This is a genomic window from Janthinobacterium aestuarii (genome assembly GCF_046113285.1).
Lineage (GTDB): Bacteria > Pseudomonadota > Gammaproteobacteria > Burkholderiales > Burkholderiaceae_D > Janthinobacterium.
This window is the reverse complement of sequence record NZ_CP142524.1, coordinates 3424225-3441163: the sequence shown is the minus strand read 5'-3', so window position 1 is coordinate 3441163 and position 16939 is coordinate 3424225. Positions and strand designations below refer to the sequence as shown.

Sequence of the window (16939 nt, the reverse complement as noted above, 5' to 3'; positions counted from 1 at the left end):
ATGCGTGAAACTGCGAAGGGTGTCGGGCGGGATTCAAGCCTGCTCGACGCGGTTGCGGCCATTGTTCTTGGCCTGGTACAGCGCGGCATCGGCTTGCATGAAGGCCGCCTTCCAGTCGCCGTTGTCGGGCAGCGGCGCCATTCCGATGCTGATCGTCACCGGAATGGACAGCTTGCCGAACTCGAAACGCGTCTCTTCCACGGCGCGGCGTATGCGCTCGGCCACCTGGCAGGCCATGCTCATGTTCGTATGCGGGAACAGGAAACCGAATTCCTCGCCTCCCACGCGGGCGACGACGTCCGAGGCCCGCGCCTGGAACTGGAACACGGCGGCGATGGTTTGCAGGACGGCATCGCCGGCGGCATGGCCATGCTGGTCGTTGACGTGTTTGAAGAAGTCGATGTCGGCGATGCCGATGGCCAGTGGGGTGTGGGCGCGTCTGGCACGCGCGGCCGCGCGCACGGCTTCGACCTCGAAGGCGCGGCGGTTGGGCAGATGGGTCAGCGGGTCGCTCAGGGCGATGCGCTGCAACTGCTGCCAACGGGCCGCATTCTGCTGTTCGAGCGCGCGCTCGCGGCGCTGGTCGATGAAAAAGGCACCCATGTAGTTTTCGTCGCCGAGCTTGCCCAGGTCCATGGCCTTGAGCACGATGGGCAGCATGGAGCCGTCGTGGTGGCGAATGGCGAAATGGCGTTTGTGCCCGAGTACCCTGGACTTCTTTTCGCCGGCCAGATAGGCGCCGATCTGCGCGCCATGCTGCTCGCGCACGGCATCCGGCAGCAGCGCCTCGATCTGCTGGCCCGCCAGGCTGCCCTGCGCATAGCCGCTCAGCGCATACATGGCGTCGTTCGCATACTGGATGCGTGAAGCGGTGTCGATGATGACGGCAGCGTCTTCTGCGGCGTCGAGCAAGCGCAAGGCCAGGACTTTGTTCATGCGTATCTCCCTACATTGGTGCGGATTTCCCGAGTGGCGAAAGGCACGATGTCGTCGCATCGTTTTCGTTTCCCCATATCAATCATCATACCTCAAATAAAATAGAATGCAATGAATTTCATGATTTTAATGATTTGTGTTTGCCGTGCAACTGCCGTCCTGTTTGCAATATTGCCTCGAGACCCTGTGTTTTTCCTCTGTTGAGGCGAAAATCTATCCATTTGTCATCATTTCAAAAGTGATAAATTCGTTTAAATTTTTCATTTAAATGTTGTAATTGGTTAAATCATGGAGCAAAATGAATTTGATCTAAGTCAAAAAGATGGCAAATAGAGGCAAGTTGTTGGCAAGGCGCCTCTCGTCACTTGTCAGGATCTGTACAGGAAAGAGCAGTGTTGTTCAGGCCAGGGCGCGAGCCCGCTTCTTTTCGGGTGGCGCCGCCATTCGCTTGTGTAGGACAGGGGAGACAGAAATGCGTACAAATATGCCGGTAACGAACAGGGAATATGTGCTTCATGACGGTCAGACGGTGGTATCGAAGACTGACCTGAAGGGCAACATCACCTATGTCAACCAGGATTTCATCGATATCAGCGGCTTTTCGGCCGAGGAGCTGATCGGCGCGCCGCAAAACATCGTGCGCCATCCGGATATGCTGGCCGAGGCCTTCGCCGACTTCTGGCGCACCATCAAGAGCGGCAAGGCGTGGACGGGCATGGTCAAGAACCGCTGCAAGAATGGCGATTACTACTGGGTGGAAGCGAATGCCGCGCCGATGCTGGAAAATGGCCAGATGGTGGGCTACACCTCGATCCGCGTCAAGCCCAGCCGGGAACAGGTGGCCGCCGCCGAGCAGGCATACCAGGCCATCAAGCAAGGCAGCACGACGCTGGAAGTGCGCGAAGGCGTGGCCATGCACCGCTCGCTCGTGCGGCGCCTGAATCCGCTGGCGCAATTGACGCTGCGCGCCCGGATGTCCCTCGTGTTCGGCTCGCTGGCGCTGCTGTTCGTTGCCGCGCCGGCCATCTCCTATGTGGCGTCGGGACACGCCGGCATGCCGATGCTGTTCAGCACTCTCTGCGGCGTGGTGTCGTGCGCGGCCGGCGGCTACACCGTGCAGCGCGCGGCCGTGGTGCCGCTGGAGCGCATGCGCGGCGATATCGAGCGCATGAGCGCGGGCGACCTGTCGGGCAACATCAGCGCCAGCGGCAACGACGAACTGACGGCGGTGGCGCAGGCGCTGCGCGTCCTGCAGACGAACGTCAAGCTGCTGGTCGGGCAAATCAAGGAATCGACGGGCGTGGTGGGCCGCGGCGCGGAGGAAATCGCCGCAGGCAATGCGAACCTGTCGCGGCGCACGGAGTCGCAGGCCAGCGCACTGGAAGAGACGGCGTCGTCCATGGAAGAACTGACCGGCACGGTCAGGCAGAATGCCGACAATGCGCGCGAGGCGAACCGCCTCGTCAGTACCGCCTCCGAGACCGCGCACAAGGGCGAACAAGCCATGTCGCAGGTGATTGCCACCATGGGCTCGATCCAGGACAGCTCGCGCAAGATCGTCGACATCATCGGCGTGATCGACGGCATCGCCTTCCAGACGAATATCCTGGCGCTGAATGCGGCCGTCGAGGCGGCGCGGGCCGGGGAACAGGGGCGCGGCTTTGCCGTGGTGGCGTCCGAGGTGCGCAGCCTGGCGCACCGCTCGGCGCAGGCGGCCAAGGAAATCAAGGTGCTGATCGGCGATTCGGTGGACAAGGTGGGGGCGGGCAGCCGGCTGGTGCAGGACGCCGGCAAGACGATGGGCGATATCGAGCAGTCGGTGCGCCAGGTGGCCGGCTACATGGCGGACATTACGGCGGCCAGCCAGGAGCAGAGCGAGGGTATCGAACAAATCAACCAGGCCATCACGCAGATGGACGACGTGACGCAGCAAAATGCGGCCCTGGTCGAGCAGGCCGCCGCCGCCGCGGCCGGCATGCAGCAGCAGGCCGTGCAACTGGCGACGCTGGTCGATTCCTTCCAGCTGGTGCGCAGTGTGGCGGCCGGCGCGGCGGCCCGGCCGGCAGCCCGGGCTGCCGCGCCGCGCAAGCAGTTATCAGTGACGAGCCTGCTGAAACCGCAGCTGGCGTGATGCCGCGCCAGGCGCTGGCGCTGGAAAAGCCCGCTTACACCGCCTGGCTGACGGCATGAATCAGCAGGCCGGCCAGGCCGCCCACGATGGTGCCGTTGATGCGGATGAATTGCAGGTCGCGCCCGATCGCCAGTTCGATGCGCTCGCTCATTTCTTCCTTGCTCCACAAGTCCAGGCGGGCGGCGATGAAGGCGCCCACCTCGCCCCGGTAGCGCCGTACCAGCGCGCCGCTGCCGGCGACGATGGCGCCGTTCAGCCATGCCCGGGCATGCTCGTCCTTGCCCAGCACCTGACCCGTGTTGCGCGCCAGGCTGGCGACGGCTTGCGCCAGCACGGGCGCGTCGGCGTGCAGGTCGGCCAGCAGGCGCGCGCGGATGGCGTCCCACAGCTCGCCCAGCATCGCTTGCACCGTATCGCTGGCGATCAGCTGCAGCTGGTAGCGGCGCACCGTGTCCTGCCACTGCGGATCGGCCTTCAGGTGCAGCGCGCTGTCGGCGATCCAGCCGGCGATTCGCTGGCGCAGCGGGTGAGCGGGGTCGATGCGCACGGCGAGCGCGAATTTTTGCAGCGAGGCGATCATGCGCGGCTCGTACGCCTTCACGGCTTTTTTCACCAGCGTGTTTTCGATCTGGAAGGCGCCCAGCACGAAGTCGCCGATGGCGGCGTGGTGCGCCTCGTCGTCCAGGTAGGCGGCGCCCCGGTCGAGCAGGAAGTCCAGCAGCTGCTGCGGCTTGCCGTCGGCGATCAGCGCGTCGATGCAGTCGGCCGCCACGTCCGATACATTCAATTGACCGAGGTAGCCGCTGGCCTGCTCGCGCAGCAGGCGGCCCAGCGTGTCATGGTCGGCCATCGCCAGCAGCTGTTTCACCACGCCGGCGCTGGCCATGCCCAGCTGCCGCGCATGGACCTCGTCACTGAGCCAGGCGCCCAGGCGGGCAGCGGGATCGGCTTGCACGATGCGCTCGGCGATGCCTTGCTCGGTAATGAAATGGTTTTCCACGAAGGCGCCCAGGCTGCGCCCGATATCCGCCTTGCTGTTCGGGATGATGGCCGTATGCCACAGGGGAATGCCAAGCGGGTGGCGGAACAGGGCGACGACGGCGAACCAGTCGGCGATCGCGCCCACCATCGATGCTTCGGCGAATGCCTCCACATAGCCCCATGCGGGATGGCCGCCCCGTTGCGAGCGGGCGACGGCGAAGACCAGCGCGGCGAGCAGCAGCAGGCCGGCGGCCAGCCACTGCATGTTGCGCAGGCGCGCGCGCTTGAGCTGGTCCGTGCTGTGGTCCAGTTGGGCGATAAGGTCGGGGGAAGGTTGCATGGATGGCGGTCTGCACGGTTGCGAGACCGCCATCTTACTGCGATGGCGCAGTGACGGGCTTACTGTTGCGGATGCAGCAGCGAACGGCGGCGCGCGTAGCCGAAATAGATGGCCAGGCCGATCACCAGCCAGATGGAAAAGGCCATCCAGGTGACCCAGCTGAGGAAGGTCATCAGACCCACGCACAGGATCACGGCCAGCGCCGGCACGAACGGCACGCCGGGGCAGCGGAACGCGCGCGGCAGGTCGGGACGCTTCTTGCGCAGCACCACCACGGCGACGGAGACCATGGTGAAGGCGGCCAGGGTGCCAATGTTGATCAGTTCAGCGAGGATGTTGAGCGGGATCGTGGCGGCGATCAGGCCGAAGACGATGCCGACCAGCCAGGTGGCGAAGAACGGCGTGTGGAAGCGCGGGTGCACGGTCGACAGGCGCTTGGGCAGCAAGCCGTCGCGCGACATGGCGAAGATGATGCGCGTCTGGCCGAAGGCCATCACGAGGATCACGGTGGTCATGCCGAGGATGGCGCCCAGGTCGACGAAGCCGGCGATCCAGTTTTCGCCCGCATACTGCAGGGCCAGCGAGACGGGATGGTCGACACCGAGGAATTTCTGGTACGGCACGATGCCCGTCATGATGGCCGAGACCACCACGTACAGTACGGCGCACACGGCCAGCGAGCCGATGATGCCGATGGGCAGGTCGCGCGACGGTTTCTTGACTTCCTCGGCGGCCGAGGTGACGGCGTCGAAGCCGATGAAGGCGAAGAAGACGAGGGCGGCGGCGCTCAGCATGCCGTGGTAGCCGAACGGCATGTAGGGCTGCCAGTTGGCCGGCTGCACGTGGCGCGCGCCGAAGATGATGAACAGCAGCACCACGCCCACCTTGATGGCCACCATGATGTTGTTCAGGCGCGCCGATTCGCGCACGCCCCAGCCCAGCATGGCCGTCAGCAGCAGCATGATGACGAGGGCCGGCAGGTTGATGAAGGTCGTCACGCCGGGCAGCGCGCCCGGCGCGGCCGTCAGGGCCACGGGCAGGGCGATGCCAAAGCCCGACAGCAGCGACTGGAAATAGCCGGACCAGCCGACGGAGACGGCGGCCGCGGCCAGGCCGTATTCGAGCAGCAAGTCCCAGCCTATCATCCAGGCCGCCAGCTCGCCCAGGGTGGCATAGCTGTAGGTGTAGATGGAGCCGGCCACTGGCACGGTGGAGGCGAATTCCGCATAGCACAGGGCTGCGAAGCAGCAGGCGACGGCCGCCACGACGAAGGACAGCGACAGGGCGGGGCCGGCCGTCAGCGCACCCGTGCCGGTAAGCACGAAAATACCGGTGCCGACGATGGCGCCGATGCCCATGAGGACAAGGTCGAACGGTCCCAGCACCTTGGCCAGACCTCCCGGCTTCTTGCTGTGGGCAATCATGTCATCCAAATTCTTGGTTCTAAATAAGCTCACTGTGTCTCCTGGTGGTTTTTGTCATGGCGCCATTGCCGCCTCGTGAGTAGCACGACGCAGCCAGATTCTAGCCCACGCGCCCGTGATTCCAGAAGGAAAACCGTACGGTGCCGGGCAAGCCAGCCCCGTAATCTTGCCCGGCAGGCAAAAAAACAGCCCCGGACGGTGTGCCGGGGCTGGAAAGGAGACTGCTACAGTTGGTTACTCGGGCTTACTTGGAAAAGTGCGCCTCGATCTCTTCCAGTGTCTTGCCCTTGGTCTCCGGCAGCAAAAACGCGGCGGCCAGGAAATACAGCACGGTGCAGCCGGCGCCGAAGAAGAACAGGGTCGAATAACCGTGCAAGCCCACGGTCGGCAGGAAGATGGCGGCGATCACGGTCGAGACGAACTGGTTGACCAGCAGGGCGATGCTCATGCCGTTCGAGCGGATGCGGGTCGGCATCAGCTCGGACAGGGCCAGCCACACGCACACGCCCGGTCCCACGGCAAAGCTGGAAACGAACACGCAGATGGCGATCGCCACCATCCAGCCGTGCGTGGACGGGGGCACGGGGCCCAGGCTGGCCTTTTCGATGCGCAGCGGCGCCTCGCGCCCGGCGGCCGGGTCGGCGAACGGATTGAGGTGCAGCTTGCGGAAGAACACGCCGATCACGCTGTCGGCCTGCACGGCGTCTTCGCGGGCGATCGTCACCTGGCGCAGTACGGGATCGTCGCTGCGCAGGCTTTTCACGTTGGTGAACGGACCGTAGGCGTAGGCGATGGTCAGCTGCTGCGGCGTGCCGTCGGCGGCCGCGCCCAGGGCCGTCAAGGTGGCCGCATCGAGGTGCACGGCCAGGCCGTCGTTTTGCACCTGGGCGGCGATGGCGGGGCGCACGTCGGCCAGGTGGGCTTCGGCGCCGCGGAACAGCAAGCCGGCCGCCAGCAGCGAGACGACGATGCCGCCCGTGCCCAGCATCAGCAGGAACTTGCGGCCCTTGCGGTCGACCAGCAGCACGGCCACCACCGTCATCACGGCGTTCAGTACCTTCAACAGCACATCCGCCATGTTGGCCGAGGCGCCCGACAGGCCCGCCTGGTTCAGGATATTGACGACATAGGCGAGGATGGAATTGATGCCCGTCGCCTGCGTGCATGCGAGGATCAGGCAGGCCAGCAGGAAGGGCAGCACGTAGCGGCGGCTCAAGAGCGGGTCTTTTGCCCTGGCATTGCCGCTGGCCTTGGCCGCGTTCTCGGGCGTGTCGAGCATTTCGCGCAGTTCCAGGTCGGCGGCGGCGGGCAGGCGCGTGCGCAGCAGCGACTGGCGCGCCTGTTCGACGCGGCCGCGGCGCGCCAGCCAGCGCGGCGATTCGGCCAGCAGCAGGGCGCCGATGGTGAATACGAGGCCAGGCGCCAGGCAGACCCAGAAGATGCTGCGCCAGGCGTGGTCCTTGGCCGCGAAGATGGCGGCGATGCGGCCCGCTTCCGGCAACGACTGCGCCGCCTGCGTGGCCGTTTCCACCGTCTGCGCCTGCAGCAGGCCGATCAGGGCGGCCGCTACCAGGCCGATGGTCAGCAGCAGCTGGAACAGGGCGGCACCGCGCCCACGCTGTTGCGCGGGCAGGCATTCGGCCAGGTACAGGGGCACGACGACGCCGATCAAGCCGCCGCTGATGCCTTGCAGCAGGCGGCCCAGCAGCAGAGGCGTGTAGCCGTCGGCCAGGGCGATCAGCGGGATGCTGGCGCTGAACAGGGCGCCGGCCAGGAACATCACCCAGCGCCGGCCCAGGATGTCGGCCAGGGCGCCGGCGAACAGCGACGACAGCACCGAACCCAGGAGCACGGCGGCGACGATAAAGCTCAGCTGCTGGGCCGTCAGTTTCCAGGCCACCGAGGCCGTCGATTCCAGGTAGGGCAGGGCGCCGGCGATGATGCCGATGTCTATGCCGTACAGCAATCCCCCCATGCCGGCAATAAATAGCAGGTAGCGCATGGCCCACACGGGGGCCTTGTGTGACGTGTCGTGCATGGTAACTCCGGTACGGGGTTGAGGTTGGGGGCTGGTTCTAGAGACGGAATCTAGCGGGTGGAAAGATCGATGGCCGCGCCTTCGACGAAGACGGACACGGGCTGTAGTGTGGAATCGAGGACGACGATATCGGCCCAGGCGCCCGGTGCCAAACGGCCCCGTTCGGATTCGCCCAGATAATCGGCCGGGTACAGCGAGAGGCGGTTCGAGGCGTCGGCCAGGTCCAGGCCCAGGTCGACGAAATTGCGCAGGGCCTGGTCCATGGTCAGCACGCTGCCGGCCAGCGAGCCCGTGGCCAGGCGCACGCAACCCATGCATTTATAGACGCGCTGCGTGCCCAGGCCGTATTCGCCGTCGGGCATGCCGGTGGCCGAGGTGGCGTCGGTCACGCCGTACAGGCGCGGGATGGCGCGCAGGGCCGCGCGCAGGGCGCCCTTGGCCACGTGCTGCAGGTCGGGGATGATTTCCGCATATTCGGCATGCGCGAGCGCCGCGCCTACCATGCCCGGGTCGTAGTGCGTCATGCCCGTCATGCCGTTGTACAGGTGGGTAAAGCCCGAGACGCCGGCCTTGAGCGCGGCTACGCCATCGTCATACGTGCCGGCGCTGTGGCCGATCTGCACGCGGATGCCCATCGCCGCCAGCTGCGGGATCAGTTCCAGGTGACCGGGAATTTCCGGCGCCATGGTCAAGACCTTGATGGGGGCGATGGCATGGAAGCGCTGCACCAGCGCCAGGCTCGCCTGCACCACGTCGGGCGGCTGCGCGCCCAGGCGGTGCAGGTTCAAAAACGGGCCTTCCAGGTGCACGCCCAGCATGCGCGCGCCGTTGGCGGGACGTTCGGCGATGACGCCGGCCAGGCCTTGCAGCGCGCGCACGATCGATGGCTCCTTGGCCGTCAGGGTGGTGCCCAGCAGGGCCGTGGTGCCGTGGCGCGCATGCACCTGCGCCACCGTGGCGCCCGCGTTTGCGCCTTCCATGATGTCGACGCCGGCCGCGCCGTGCACGTGCAGGTCGATGAAGCCGGGCAGGATGGTGAGCGCGCTGTCGGCGGCAGGGTCCTCCTGTATCTGGACGATGCGCTGGTCAAAAGTGATGGTGCCCGTGATCCAGCCAGATGGGGTAAGGATTCTGCCGCTCAGCATGTGTTATTCCGCTATAAAAAGTTCGATGCCCAGCTTGTGCAGCCCTTCGCGGTATTCCTGGCTGATGCTGGCATCGGTGATGACGGTATCGACGCGGTCCAGCTGCACGATGCGGTGCAGGCTGACGCGGCCGAACTTGGAGGCGTCCGTGAGGACGATGATTTTCTTGGCCCGTTCCACCATCTTGTGGTTCAGGCTTGCTTCCGCTTCGTGGTGGGTGGTGACGCCGAACTGCAGGTCGAAGCCGTCCACGCCCAGGAACAGCTTGTCGAAGCTGTAGGCCTGCAAGCAGGTTTCGGCCTGGCTGCCCTGGATGGACAGCGACTGCTTGCGCAGCAGGCCGCCCGTGAGGATCAGGTCCACGCCGGGCGCGTCGGCCAGTTCCCACGCGATGTTCAGGCCATTCGTGGCCACCGTCACGCCGGTGGCGTCGCGCAGATGGCGCGCCAGCGAGATGGTGGTGGTGCCCGAGTCGATGATGATGTTGTCGCCCGGTTCCACCAGCCGCGCCGCATAGGCGCCGATGCGCTCCTTCTGCTCGTGGTTGATGGCATCCTTCTGGCGTATCGTGTGTTCAAGCGGCGGCGTGCGCGTCAGGGTCGCGCCGCCGTGGCTGCGCGTGGCCATGCCTTGCGCTTCCAGCGCATTCAAGTCGCTGCGGATGGTGACCGCGGACACGCCGAGCTTTTCCACCAGATCGGTCACCTGCACCGAGCCCTGCTGGGCAAGCATTTGGAGGATGGATTCACGGCGTTGGCTGGTATTTCGCATGGTGGCGGGCTCAGTAAAAAATGAAAATACCGAGCTTAACAGATTGCCGCTTCGGCAATGACGGCCACTGCCGCATTGCGGTTGCAGGCGCGCGCATATTGCGCCAGCAAGCTGCCGATCTTGTGCTCGATCAAGGCTGGCGCCTGCGCTGGCAGGCTGCCCTGCACCACGGCCAGATACTGTTCCGGCAAATGCTGGCTCAGCAGCGGCAGTGGAATCGCCACGGCATCGAGGTTGGCCAGCAGCTTGCCGACGGCGGCCGCCACTTCCGGCTCGCCCCAGTAATAGCGGCAACGGTCGCTCAAGCCGTAGCGGCGCATCAATCGCTGTTCTTCCGGCGTGCCCAGGTAATGCTTGATCCAGTTCTTCGGCTTGGCCACCATGACGTCGTCAAGCACCTGCATCAACTGCGAGGTGGCGTGCGCCGGCAGCAGTTCTTCCTCGATCTGGCACAGGGCGAACAGCGCTTCGCGCAGGGCGAAGGTGGCGGCCGGGCCCACTTTCAGGATGGCGAAATGGTCGCGCACCATGGCGTGCAGGGCCGATTCGCGCTGGTAGTCGGTCGAGTGGGCTTCGAACACGAGGCCAGGCTGCTCGGCGACGAAGGCCGACAGTTCGGCGGCGGCCTGCGCATCGTAATGCTGGATGCTGCTCTGGTCGAAATCGACGCCCGGCTGCACCACCATGGCGATGACGCGGCGCCAGGCGTCGTGCAGGCCGTTGTCGAGGAAGGCGCGGCAATGCACGTCGAGGGTGCGGCGCGCGGCCTGCGGGCTGGTGACGGCGCCGGCCTGCGCCAGCGACGCTTCGCCGCCGGGAACCGGCACTTCCGTGCCGATCACGTAGACGGGCGGGGCGAAGCCGGCGGCGGCGGCCGCCGTTTCGGCGACGATGCACAGGCGCGCCGAACGGGCGGCCACGGTTTCATCGTCGAGCTGCAGGGGATCATCGGCACAGCGCATGCTGCAATCGAGGTGGATTTTATGGAAGCCGGCCGACGCATACGCGGCGATCAGGGTCTCGGCGTGGGCCATGGCGGTGGCCGCATCGAGGTGCTGCCAGGCGTTCGGACCCAGGTGGTCGCCGCCCAGCACCAGACGGCTGGCGGGGAAACCCTGTTCCCGGGCCATTGCCAGCATGGTGTCGCGGAAAACGTTTGGTGTCATGCCCGTGTAGCCGCCGAACTGGTCGACCTGGTTCGAGGTCGCTTCGACCAGCAGCACGGTGTCGTACTCGCTGGCCACGCGCATGGCCGCGCGCAGCACGCTCGGGTGGCTGCAGCAGACGGCGTACAAGCCCACGCGCTCGCCGCGGCGGTGCGCCTTGATCACTTGCTGGATGGGCGACAGGGTAAAAGTCGGGTTTTCCGCTTGCTTCATCATGTTGACGCCTTTATATGTTGTCGTATCAAAAGGGCCGCGCCGCGCGCGCCGCCGGCGTCGCCAAAGCGGGGCGGCAGGATGGGCGGCACGTGCACGCCGGGGAACAGGTGGCGCTTCACGGCGGCCGGCAGCTTGTCGTACAGGTGCGGCAATTTCGACAGGCCGCCGCCAAGCACGATGACGTGCGGGTCGTAGGCCAGCACCAGGCCGGCCAGCGCGTGGCCCAGCACGTCGAGGTGCACGGCCACCGTGCGCTGGGCCACGGCGTCGCCCATGTTGGCGCGCGCCACGATGGCCAGTGGCTCGGCGCCGTCGCCGCCAAAGTGCGCGTGGAGCTTGCTCATGGCGGGACCGGAGACGTAGCGTTCCAGGCAGCCCGCCTTGCCGCACGGGCAGGCATAATCGATCAGGCCATGCTGCGCCAGCAGGGTGGCGGGCAGGCTCCAGTGGCCCCATTCGCCGGCCACGCCGTTCAAGCCGCGCAGCAGCTGGCCGCCCACGCAATAGCCGCCGCCGGCGCCCGTGCCGAGGATGGCGCCGAACATGCTGGCGGCATGGTCGGCCGCGCCGCCTTGCGCTTCCGACAGGGCGAAGCACTGGCAATCGTTGCCGATGGCGACAGGGCGCTGCAAGGCTTGCTGCAGGGTTTGCGCCACCAGGCGGCCGTTCAGGGCCGGCACGTTGGAGCTCAGTTGCCGGCCGCTGGCGCTGTCGATCACGCCGGGCAAGCCGATGCCGACGGGCGCCGTCGTGCCCAGGGCTGCGTCGCCGTGCGCCACCAGGTCGACGATCGCCTGCACGAAGGCGGCAAAATCGTCGCCCGGCGTGGCCACTCTCTCGCGGAACGTTTCGGTCAGCGCGCCGTCGTGGTCGGCAAAGGCGACCAGCTCCATCTTGCTGCCGCCGATGTCGATGCCGTGAAAGCCCTGGATGGAATTAGAATTGGTCATGGCCATAGATGGTGACGCCCTGCACGACACGGTTGACGATGCCGCCGGCGAATGGATTGTCGGGGCGCAGTTGCAGCAGCGCTGACTGGTGCAGCGCATATTGCTGCGCCATCAGCAGCCACAGCGGGGCCAGCCAGGCATCGGGCCAGGCCGGCGCGTCGGCCGACAGGTCGCCGCCGATGCCGACCGTCAGGCACGTCTGCGCCACGCTGTCGCGCTGCAGTTCCTGCAGTAAGTCGTCTTCGTACTGGCGCGCCAGGGGCTTGCTGCTGCGCAGCAGGATCACCAAGGACTCCGTGGTGACTGCCGATTTCGGGCCATGGCGGAAGCCCAGCGGCGTATTCGCCATGGCCATCACGCGCCCGCCCGTCAGTTCCAGGATTTTTAATGCCGCTTCCTTGGCCAGCGCTTCCAGCGGGCCGCTGCCCAGGTAGACCACGCGCTGTACCGGCTGCGAGCCCAGGTCCGCCACGGGAGCCGACCAGTCGCGCAGGGCGTCTTCGCCCAGCTGCGCCAGGGTCTCGAGGCGCGCCACGTCGACGTCCTTGCCCAGTACCGACAGGGCCGCCAGCAGCATGCTGCTGAAGCTGCTGGTCATGGCGAAGCCGCGGTCGCAGCTGCCTTCCGGCATCAGCAAGTTATATGTATTGCTGTCGTTGGCGCCCTGGCGCGCCAGCTTGCCATCGGCGTTGCAGGTGATGTTCAGGAAGCGCGCGCCGGGCACGACCTGGCGCAACAGCTCCACGGCCGCCAGGCTTTCCGGGCTGTCGCCGCTGCGGGCAAACGAGACGAGCAGGGTGGGCGCATCCGCTTCCAGGTACAGCTCATGGTGCGTCAGCAGGGTGGTGGTGGCGATGGCGCGGATCTGCGCGGGCCAGGCGGCATTCAGGGTGTCGACGACGATTTCGCCCACATAGGCCGAGCTGCCGGCGCCCGTCAGGATCACGCGTTGCTGTGGATGGGACAGCGCGTCGCCCAGGAAGGCGGCCAGACTGGCTTGCTCCTTGCGCAAAATGCCGGCCAGCGCGCGCCAGATGGCGGGCTGATGGGCGATTTCCTCGGCCGTGTGCAGGCCGCCGATGTCGCGCCAGGTTTGAATGTCACGCTGAAGAAGGGTAGTCATGAGAGGTCAGTAAAGTGTTTGTTGGAGAAAGCATAAATACTAAATTTCGAAAAGTCAAATACGAAAGTAAAGCGAAAGTAAATAGTTGTGTGGCTTGCGAAATAATGGCGTCGAACTGGTGCTTTTCTGGACGCCAATCATGTTGCGCTGCCGCATGAAACCCAGTCGTGCCGCCGCCTGTCGCTGAAATGCGACGATAACGAAAGTATGTTTTGTGACATTTTGGTGAAACGTAAGAAAAATGCGCCAATTCTGGGCATTTTATTAATAAATCGGTCCAGGAACTTTCTTTTGATTGACGATATTTATTTTTCTTCTTAAAGTATTTCCATCACTTCGATTTTCTGAAAGCCCGCAGATGAAACCTCTCCCGCTTCCCCGCCGCGCCCTTGCCGCCTGTGTCCTCGCCGCCCTTGCCACCCTGGCCGCTCCTGGCCTGCAAGCCGCGCCTATCGGCAATCTGCAGTCGCTCTCCGCCGTGCATGCGGCCGACGTGGCCAAGGGCGAGGCGCTGGGCTGGGATCTGCGCAGCGACACGGGCGTGCAGCTGCGTATCAGCCTGCCGCAGGCGGACGTGTTGCGCATCCAGGCGGGCGGCAAGGGGGGCTTGACGGGTCCCGGCGACAAGGCCGCGCCCATCGTCGTGGGCCAGCCCGCCGCGCAAGTGGCATACGAGATCAGCGAGCATCCCGACCATATCCTGATCAGCACCGAAGCCCTGAACCTGCGCATCGACCGCAAACCCTTGCGCCTTACCTTGTACCGCAAGGGCGATGCGGTGCCGCTGTGGCGCGAAGTGCAGCCGCTGTCGCTCGATGACAAGCAGGGCGTGCAGGTGCTATCGAGCTTGCCGGGTGAGCGTTACTTCGGCGGCGGGCAGCAAAATGGGCGCTTCGAATTCAAGGGCAAGCAGGTGCCCGTGTCGTATTCGGGCGGCTGGGAAGAGGGCGACCGGCCGAATCCCGCGCCATTCCTCATGAGTTCACGGGGCTGGGGCATGCTGCGCAATACCTGGTCCGACGGGCACTACGATTTGCGCGACAAGGAACAGATCTCGCTGCAGCACGCGGAAGGGCGCTTCGATGCGTATTTCTTCGTCGGCAAGGACTTGCGCGACGTCGTCGCCCGCTACACGGACTTGACGGGCCGCGCGCGCATGCTGCCGCGCTGGGCGCTCGAATACGGCGACGCCGATTGCTACAACGATGGCGACAACGTGAAAAAGCCCGGTTCCGTGCCCAAAGGCTGGAGCGACGGCCCCACCGGCAAGACGCCGGACGTGGTGGAAACCGTGGCGCGCCAGTACCGCGAACACGACATGCCGGGCGGCTGGATCTTGCCCAACGACGGCTATGGCTGCGGCTACACGAACTTGCCGGAAACGGTGAAGGGCCTGGCCGGCTATGGCTTCCGCACGGGCCTGTGGACGGAAAACGGCGTCGACAAGATCGCCTGGGAAGTGGGCCAGGCGGGCAGCCGCGTGCAAAAGCTGGACGTGGCGTGGACGGGCAAGGGCTACCAGTTTGCCATGGATGCGAACAAATCCGCCTACGACGGCATCCTGAACAACTCCGACAGCCGCCCGTTTTTGTGGACGGTGATGGGCTGGGCCGGCATCCAGCGCTACGCCGTGGCGTGGACGGGCGACCAGAGCGCCAGCTGGGACTACATCCGCTGGCACATTCCGACCCTGATCGGCTCGGGCCTGTCCGGCCAGGCGTATGCCTCGGGCGACGTGGACGCCATCTTCGGCGGCAGCCCGGAAACCTATCTGCGCGACTTGCAGTGGAAAAGCTTTACGCCCGTGCTGATGGGCATGTCCGGCTGGGCCGCGGCCGAGCGCAAGCACCCGTGGTGGTTCGAGCAACCGTACCGCGACATCAACCGTCGCTATCTGAAGCTCAAGATGCGTTTGACGCCGTATATGTATACCCTGGTGCGCGAAGCGGAGCAATCGGGCGCGCCGCTGGTGCGCGGCCTGATGTGGGATTATCCGCAAGACCCGGCCGCCTACACGGAAGCGTATAAATATCAATTCCTGCTGGGCCGCGACGTGCTGGTGGCGCCCGTCTACCGCAGCCAGGCCGTCAGCGGCGGCTGGCGCAAGGGCATCCACCTGCCGCAGGGTACGTGGTATGACTACTGGGATGGCCGCCAGGCCACGGCGGACGCTAAAGGGCGCGACCTCGATATGCAGGTCACCCTGGACAAGCTGCCCGTGTTCGTGCGTGCCGGCGCCATCCTGCCCATGTATCCGGAAATGCTGTACGACGGCCAGAAGCCGAAGGACCAGCTGACGCTCGATATCTACCCGCACGGCGATTCCGAATACACCCTGTATGAAGACGACGGCAACACGCGCCAGTACCAGGGCGGCGCCTTCAGCCAGCAAATCATCCGCATGCGCCAGACGGGCGCCGACGTGCAGGTCGACATCGGTGCCGTCGATGGCAAGTACCAGGGCCAGGAAGCGCGCCGCGGCTATGCACTGCGCATGCTGGCGGGCCAGCGACCTGCCGCCGTCAAGGCGGGCGAACGGCTGCTCGCGGCATCCGCCGACCGCGCCGCCTACGACAAGGCGCTTGATGCCTGGTTCTTCGATCCTGCCGACCGCCAGGGCACCTTGCACGTGAAAGTGGCGGCGCAGGATATCCGCCAGCCCCTGGCCTTGCAGGTGGCCGGCGCGCTGGGCGTGGCGCGTATCGATGCCGACTTCCCCGCCGCCCCCGTGCCGGGCCGCGCCTTGCCGGCCGACGCCATGCCGGTGGTGGCGCGTCCTGCGGAAGAAAGCGGCTATCCGCTGGAAAACGCCTTCGACGGCAAGCCCGAGACCTGGTTCCGCACCGTGCGCAGCCCGTCCGTGAAAAGCGGTCCCCATGAATGGGTGATCGGCTTTTCGGAACGCCGCCTCGTCGATGGCATCGAACTGGCGCCGCGCAACGATCAGCACTGGAAGCATGGCCAGGTGCGGGATTACGAAATCTACATCGGCGACAACAACGGCGAGTGGGGCGCGGCGCTTGCGCGCGGCACGCTCAAATTGCAAGAGGGTACGCAGACGATCAATTTCCCCGCCACGGCCGGGCGCTTGCTGCGCTTCCGCGTCATGAGCACGCAAAATCCGGAAGGCGATGGCGCCGCATCCACCGACCCGATGGTGACGGCGGCGCAAGCCGGGCCGGTGGCGCGCGCGTTCGACGCGGCGCTGGCGAGCGACGTGGCGCCCGTGACCTTGTCCGAATTCCGCGTGCTCGAACACCGCGTGGCCGAAGCAGAAGAGGTGCAGCGCTATCTGTCGGACCTGGCGCTGCCGAAGACTGTCGCGAAAGACCGGCCGGCCGGCAAGGCCGCCGAGATGCGCATGAACGGGCTGTGGTTCCGCAAGGGCCTCGGCGTGGGACCCGCCAGCCGCATCGACTTGCAGCTGGCGGGCAACTGGAATCTGCTGCGCGCCGACCTGGGCGTGGACGATAGTTGTCGCAGCGCGGGCGGCTTGCAATTCCAGGTCTGGAGCGGCGAGCGGCTGCTGTATGACAGCGGCCTGGTCACGGCTCCCGGGGTGGTCAAACCCGAAATCGATGTGCGCGGCCTGAGCCAGCTCAGTTTGCGCACCCTGGGCGCGCGCGGCGCCCACCCGGCCCAGGTCTGCGGCAACTGGGCCAACGCCGTGCTGACCGGCACGGAGGGCGCGACAGTCAAGCCGCGCTAACTACTTCAA

The 16939-nt window shown here is 65.7% G+C and carries 11 protein-coding genes; 2 read left to right on the top strand and 9 right to left on the bottom strand.

Annotated features, from left to right (window positions below):
* Positions 1-33 precede the first annotated feature (33 nt).
* Positions 34-936, bottom strand: coding sequence for a GGDEF domain-containing protein (locus tag OX462_RS15445; protein ID WP_070288158.1), 903 nt, complete (start codon positions 934-936; stop codon positions 34-36).
* 472 nt (positions 937-1408) lie between these two features.
* Between OX462_RS15445 and OX462_RS15440 the strand changes: the two genes are divergently transcribed.
* On the top strand, positions 1409-3067 hold the full coding sequence (locus OX462_RS15440) for a methyl-accepting chemotaxis protein (RefSeq protein WP_409026478.1): 1659 nt from the start codon (positions 1409-1411) through the stop codon (positions 3065-3067).
* Positions 3068-3101: 34 nt separating this feature from the next.
* On the opposite strand, the gene OX462_RS15435 is transcribed toward OX462_RS15440, so the two are convergent.
* From OX462_RS15435 to OX462_RS15400, 8 genes are all read right to left on the bottom strand, one after another.
* On the bottom strand, positions 3102-4388 hold the full coding sequence (locus OX462_RS15435; protein WP_409026477.1) for a DUF445 domain-containing protein: 1287 nt from the start codon (positions 4386-4388) through the stop codon (positions 3102-3104).
* Between the two features lie 59 nt (positions 4389-4447).
* On the bottom strand, positions 4448-5845 hold the full coding sequence (locus tag OX462_RS15430; protein WP_070313618.1) for a branched-chain amino acid transporter BcaP: 1398 nt from the start codon (positions 5843-5845) through the stop codon (positions 4448-4450).
* Positions 5846-6056: 211 nt separating this feature from the next.
* Entirely contained in the window at positions 6057-7850 is a 1794-nt protein-coding gene (locus OX462_RS15425) for an MFS transporter (RefSeq protein WP_409026476.1), read from the bottom strand.
* Positions 7851-7900: 50 nt separating this feature from the next.
* Positions 7901-8995, bottom strand: coding sequence for an N-acetylglucosamine-6-phosphate deacetylase (locus OX462_RS15420; RefSeq protein WP_409026475.1), 1095 nt, complete (start codon positions 8993-8995; stop codon positions 7901-7903).
* Positions 8996-8998: 3 nt separating this feature from the next.
* The gene (locus OX462_RS15415; RefSeq protein ID WP_409026474.1) at positions 8999-9766 is read right to left on the bottom strand and encodes a DeoR family transcriptional regulator; all 768 of its coding nucleotides are present in this window, start codon (positions 9764-9766) and stop codon (positions 8999-9001) included.
* Between the two features lie 35 nt (positions 9767-9801).
* On the bottom strand, positions 9802-11145 hold the full coding sequence (locus tag OX462_RS15410) for a D-tagatose-bisphosphate aldolase, class II, non-catalytic subunit (RefSeq protein ID WP_409028751.1): 1344 nt from the start codon (positions 11143-11145) through the stop codon (positions 9802-9804).
* On the bottom strand, positions 11145-12098 hold the full coding sequence (locus OX462_RS15405) for an ROK family protein (RefSeq protein WP_409026473.1): 954 nt from the start codon (positions 12096-12098) through the stop codon (positions 11145-11147). The genes OX462_RS15410 and OX462_RS15405 overlap by 1 nt, the downstream gene beginning before the upstream one ends.
* Entirely contained in the window at positions 12085-13221 is a 1137-nt protein-coding gene (locus OX462_RS15400; protein ID WP_409026472.1) for an AgaS family sugar isomerase, read from the bottom strand. Before OX462_RS15400 ends, OX462_RS15405 begins: the two co-directional genes overlap by 14 nt.
* Before the next feature lie 358 nt (positions 13222-13579).
* Between OX462_RS15400 and OX462_RS15395 the strand changes: the two genes are divergently transcribed.
* Positions 13580-16930, top strand: a complete 3351-nt coding sequence (locus OX462_RS15395; RefSeq protein WP_409026471.1) for a TIM-barrel domain-containing protein — start codon at positions 13580-13582, stop codon at positions 16928-16930.
* Positions 16931-16939 lie beyond the last annotated feature (9 nt).

What these genes read in the sequence shown, in the direction of transcription:
- OX462_RS15395 (WP_409026471.1), top strand. Translation starts at nt 13,580, where the DNA reads ATGAAACCTCTCCCGCTTCCCCGCCGCGCCCTTGCCGCCTGTGTCCTC.
- OX462_RS15445 (WP_070288158.1), bottom strand. Translation starts at nt 936, where the DNA reads ATGAACAAAGTCCTGGCCTTGCGCTTGCTCGACGCCGCAGAAGACGCT.
- OX462_RS15415 (WP_409026474.1), bottom strand. Translation starts at nt 9,766, where the DNA reads ATGCGAAATACCAGCCAACGCCGTGAATCCATCCTCCAAATGCTTGCC.
- OX462_RS15405 (WP_409026473.1), bottom strand. Translation starts at nt 12,098, where the DNA reads ATGACCAATTCTAATTCCATCCAGGGCTTTCACGGCATCGACATCGGC.
- OX462_RS15420 (WP_409026475.1), bottom strand. Translation starts at nt 8,995, where the DNA reads ATGCTGAGCGGCAGAATCCTTACCCCATCTGGCTGGATCACGGGCACC.
- OX462_RS15410 (WP_409028751.1), bottom strand. Translation starts at nt 11,145, where the DNA reads ATGAAGCAAGCGGAAAACCCGACTTTTACCCTGTCGCCCATCCAGCAA.
- OX462_RS15440 (WP_409026478.1), top strand. Translation starts at nt 1,409, where the DNA reads ATGCGTACAAATATGCCGGTAACGAACAGGGAATATGTGCTTCATGAC.
- OX462_RS15435 (WP_409026477.1), bottom strand. Translation starts at nt 4,388, where the DNA reads ATGCAACCTTCCCCCGACCTTATCGCCCAACTGGACCACAGCACGGAC.
- OX462_RS15400 (WP_409026472.1), bottom strand. Translation starts at nt 13,221, where the DNA reads ATGACTACCCTTCTTCAGCGTGACATTCAAACCTGGCGCGACATCGGC.
- OX462_RS15425 (WP_409026476.1), bottom strand. Translation starts at nt 7,850, where the DNA reads ATGCACGACACGTCACACAAGGCCCCCGTGTGGGCCATGCGCTACCTG.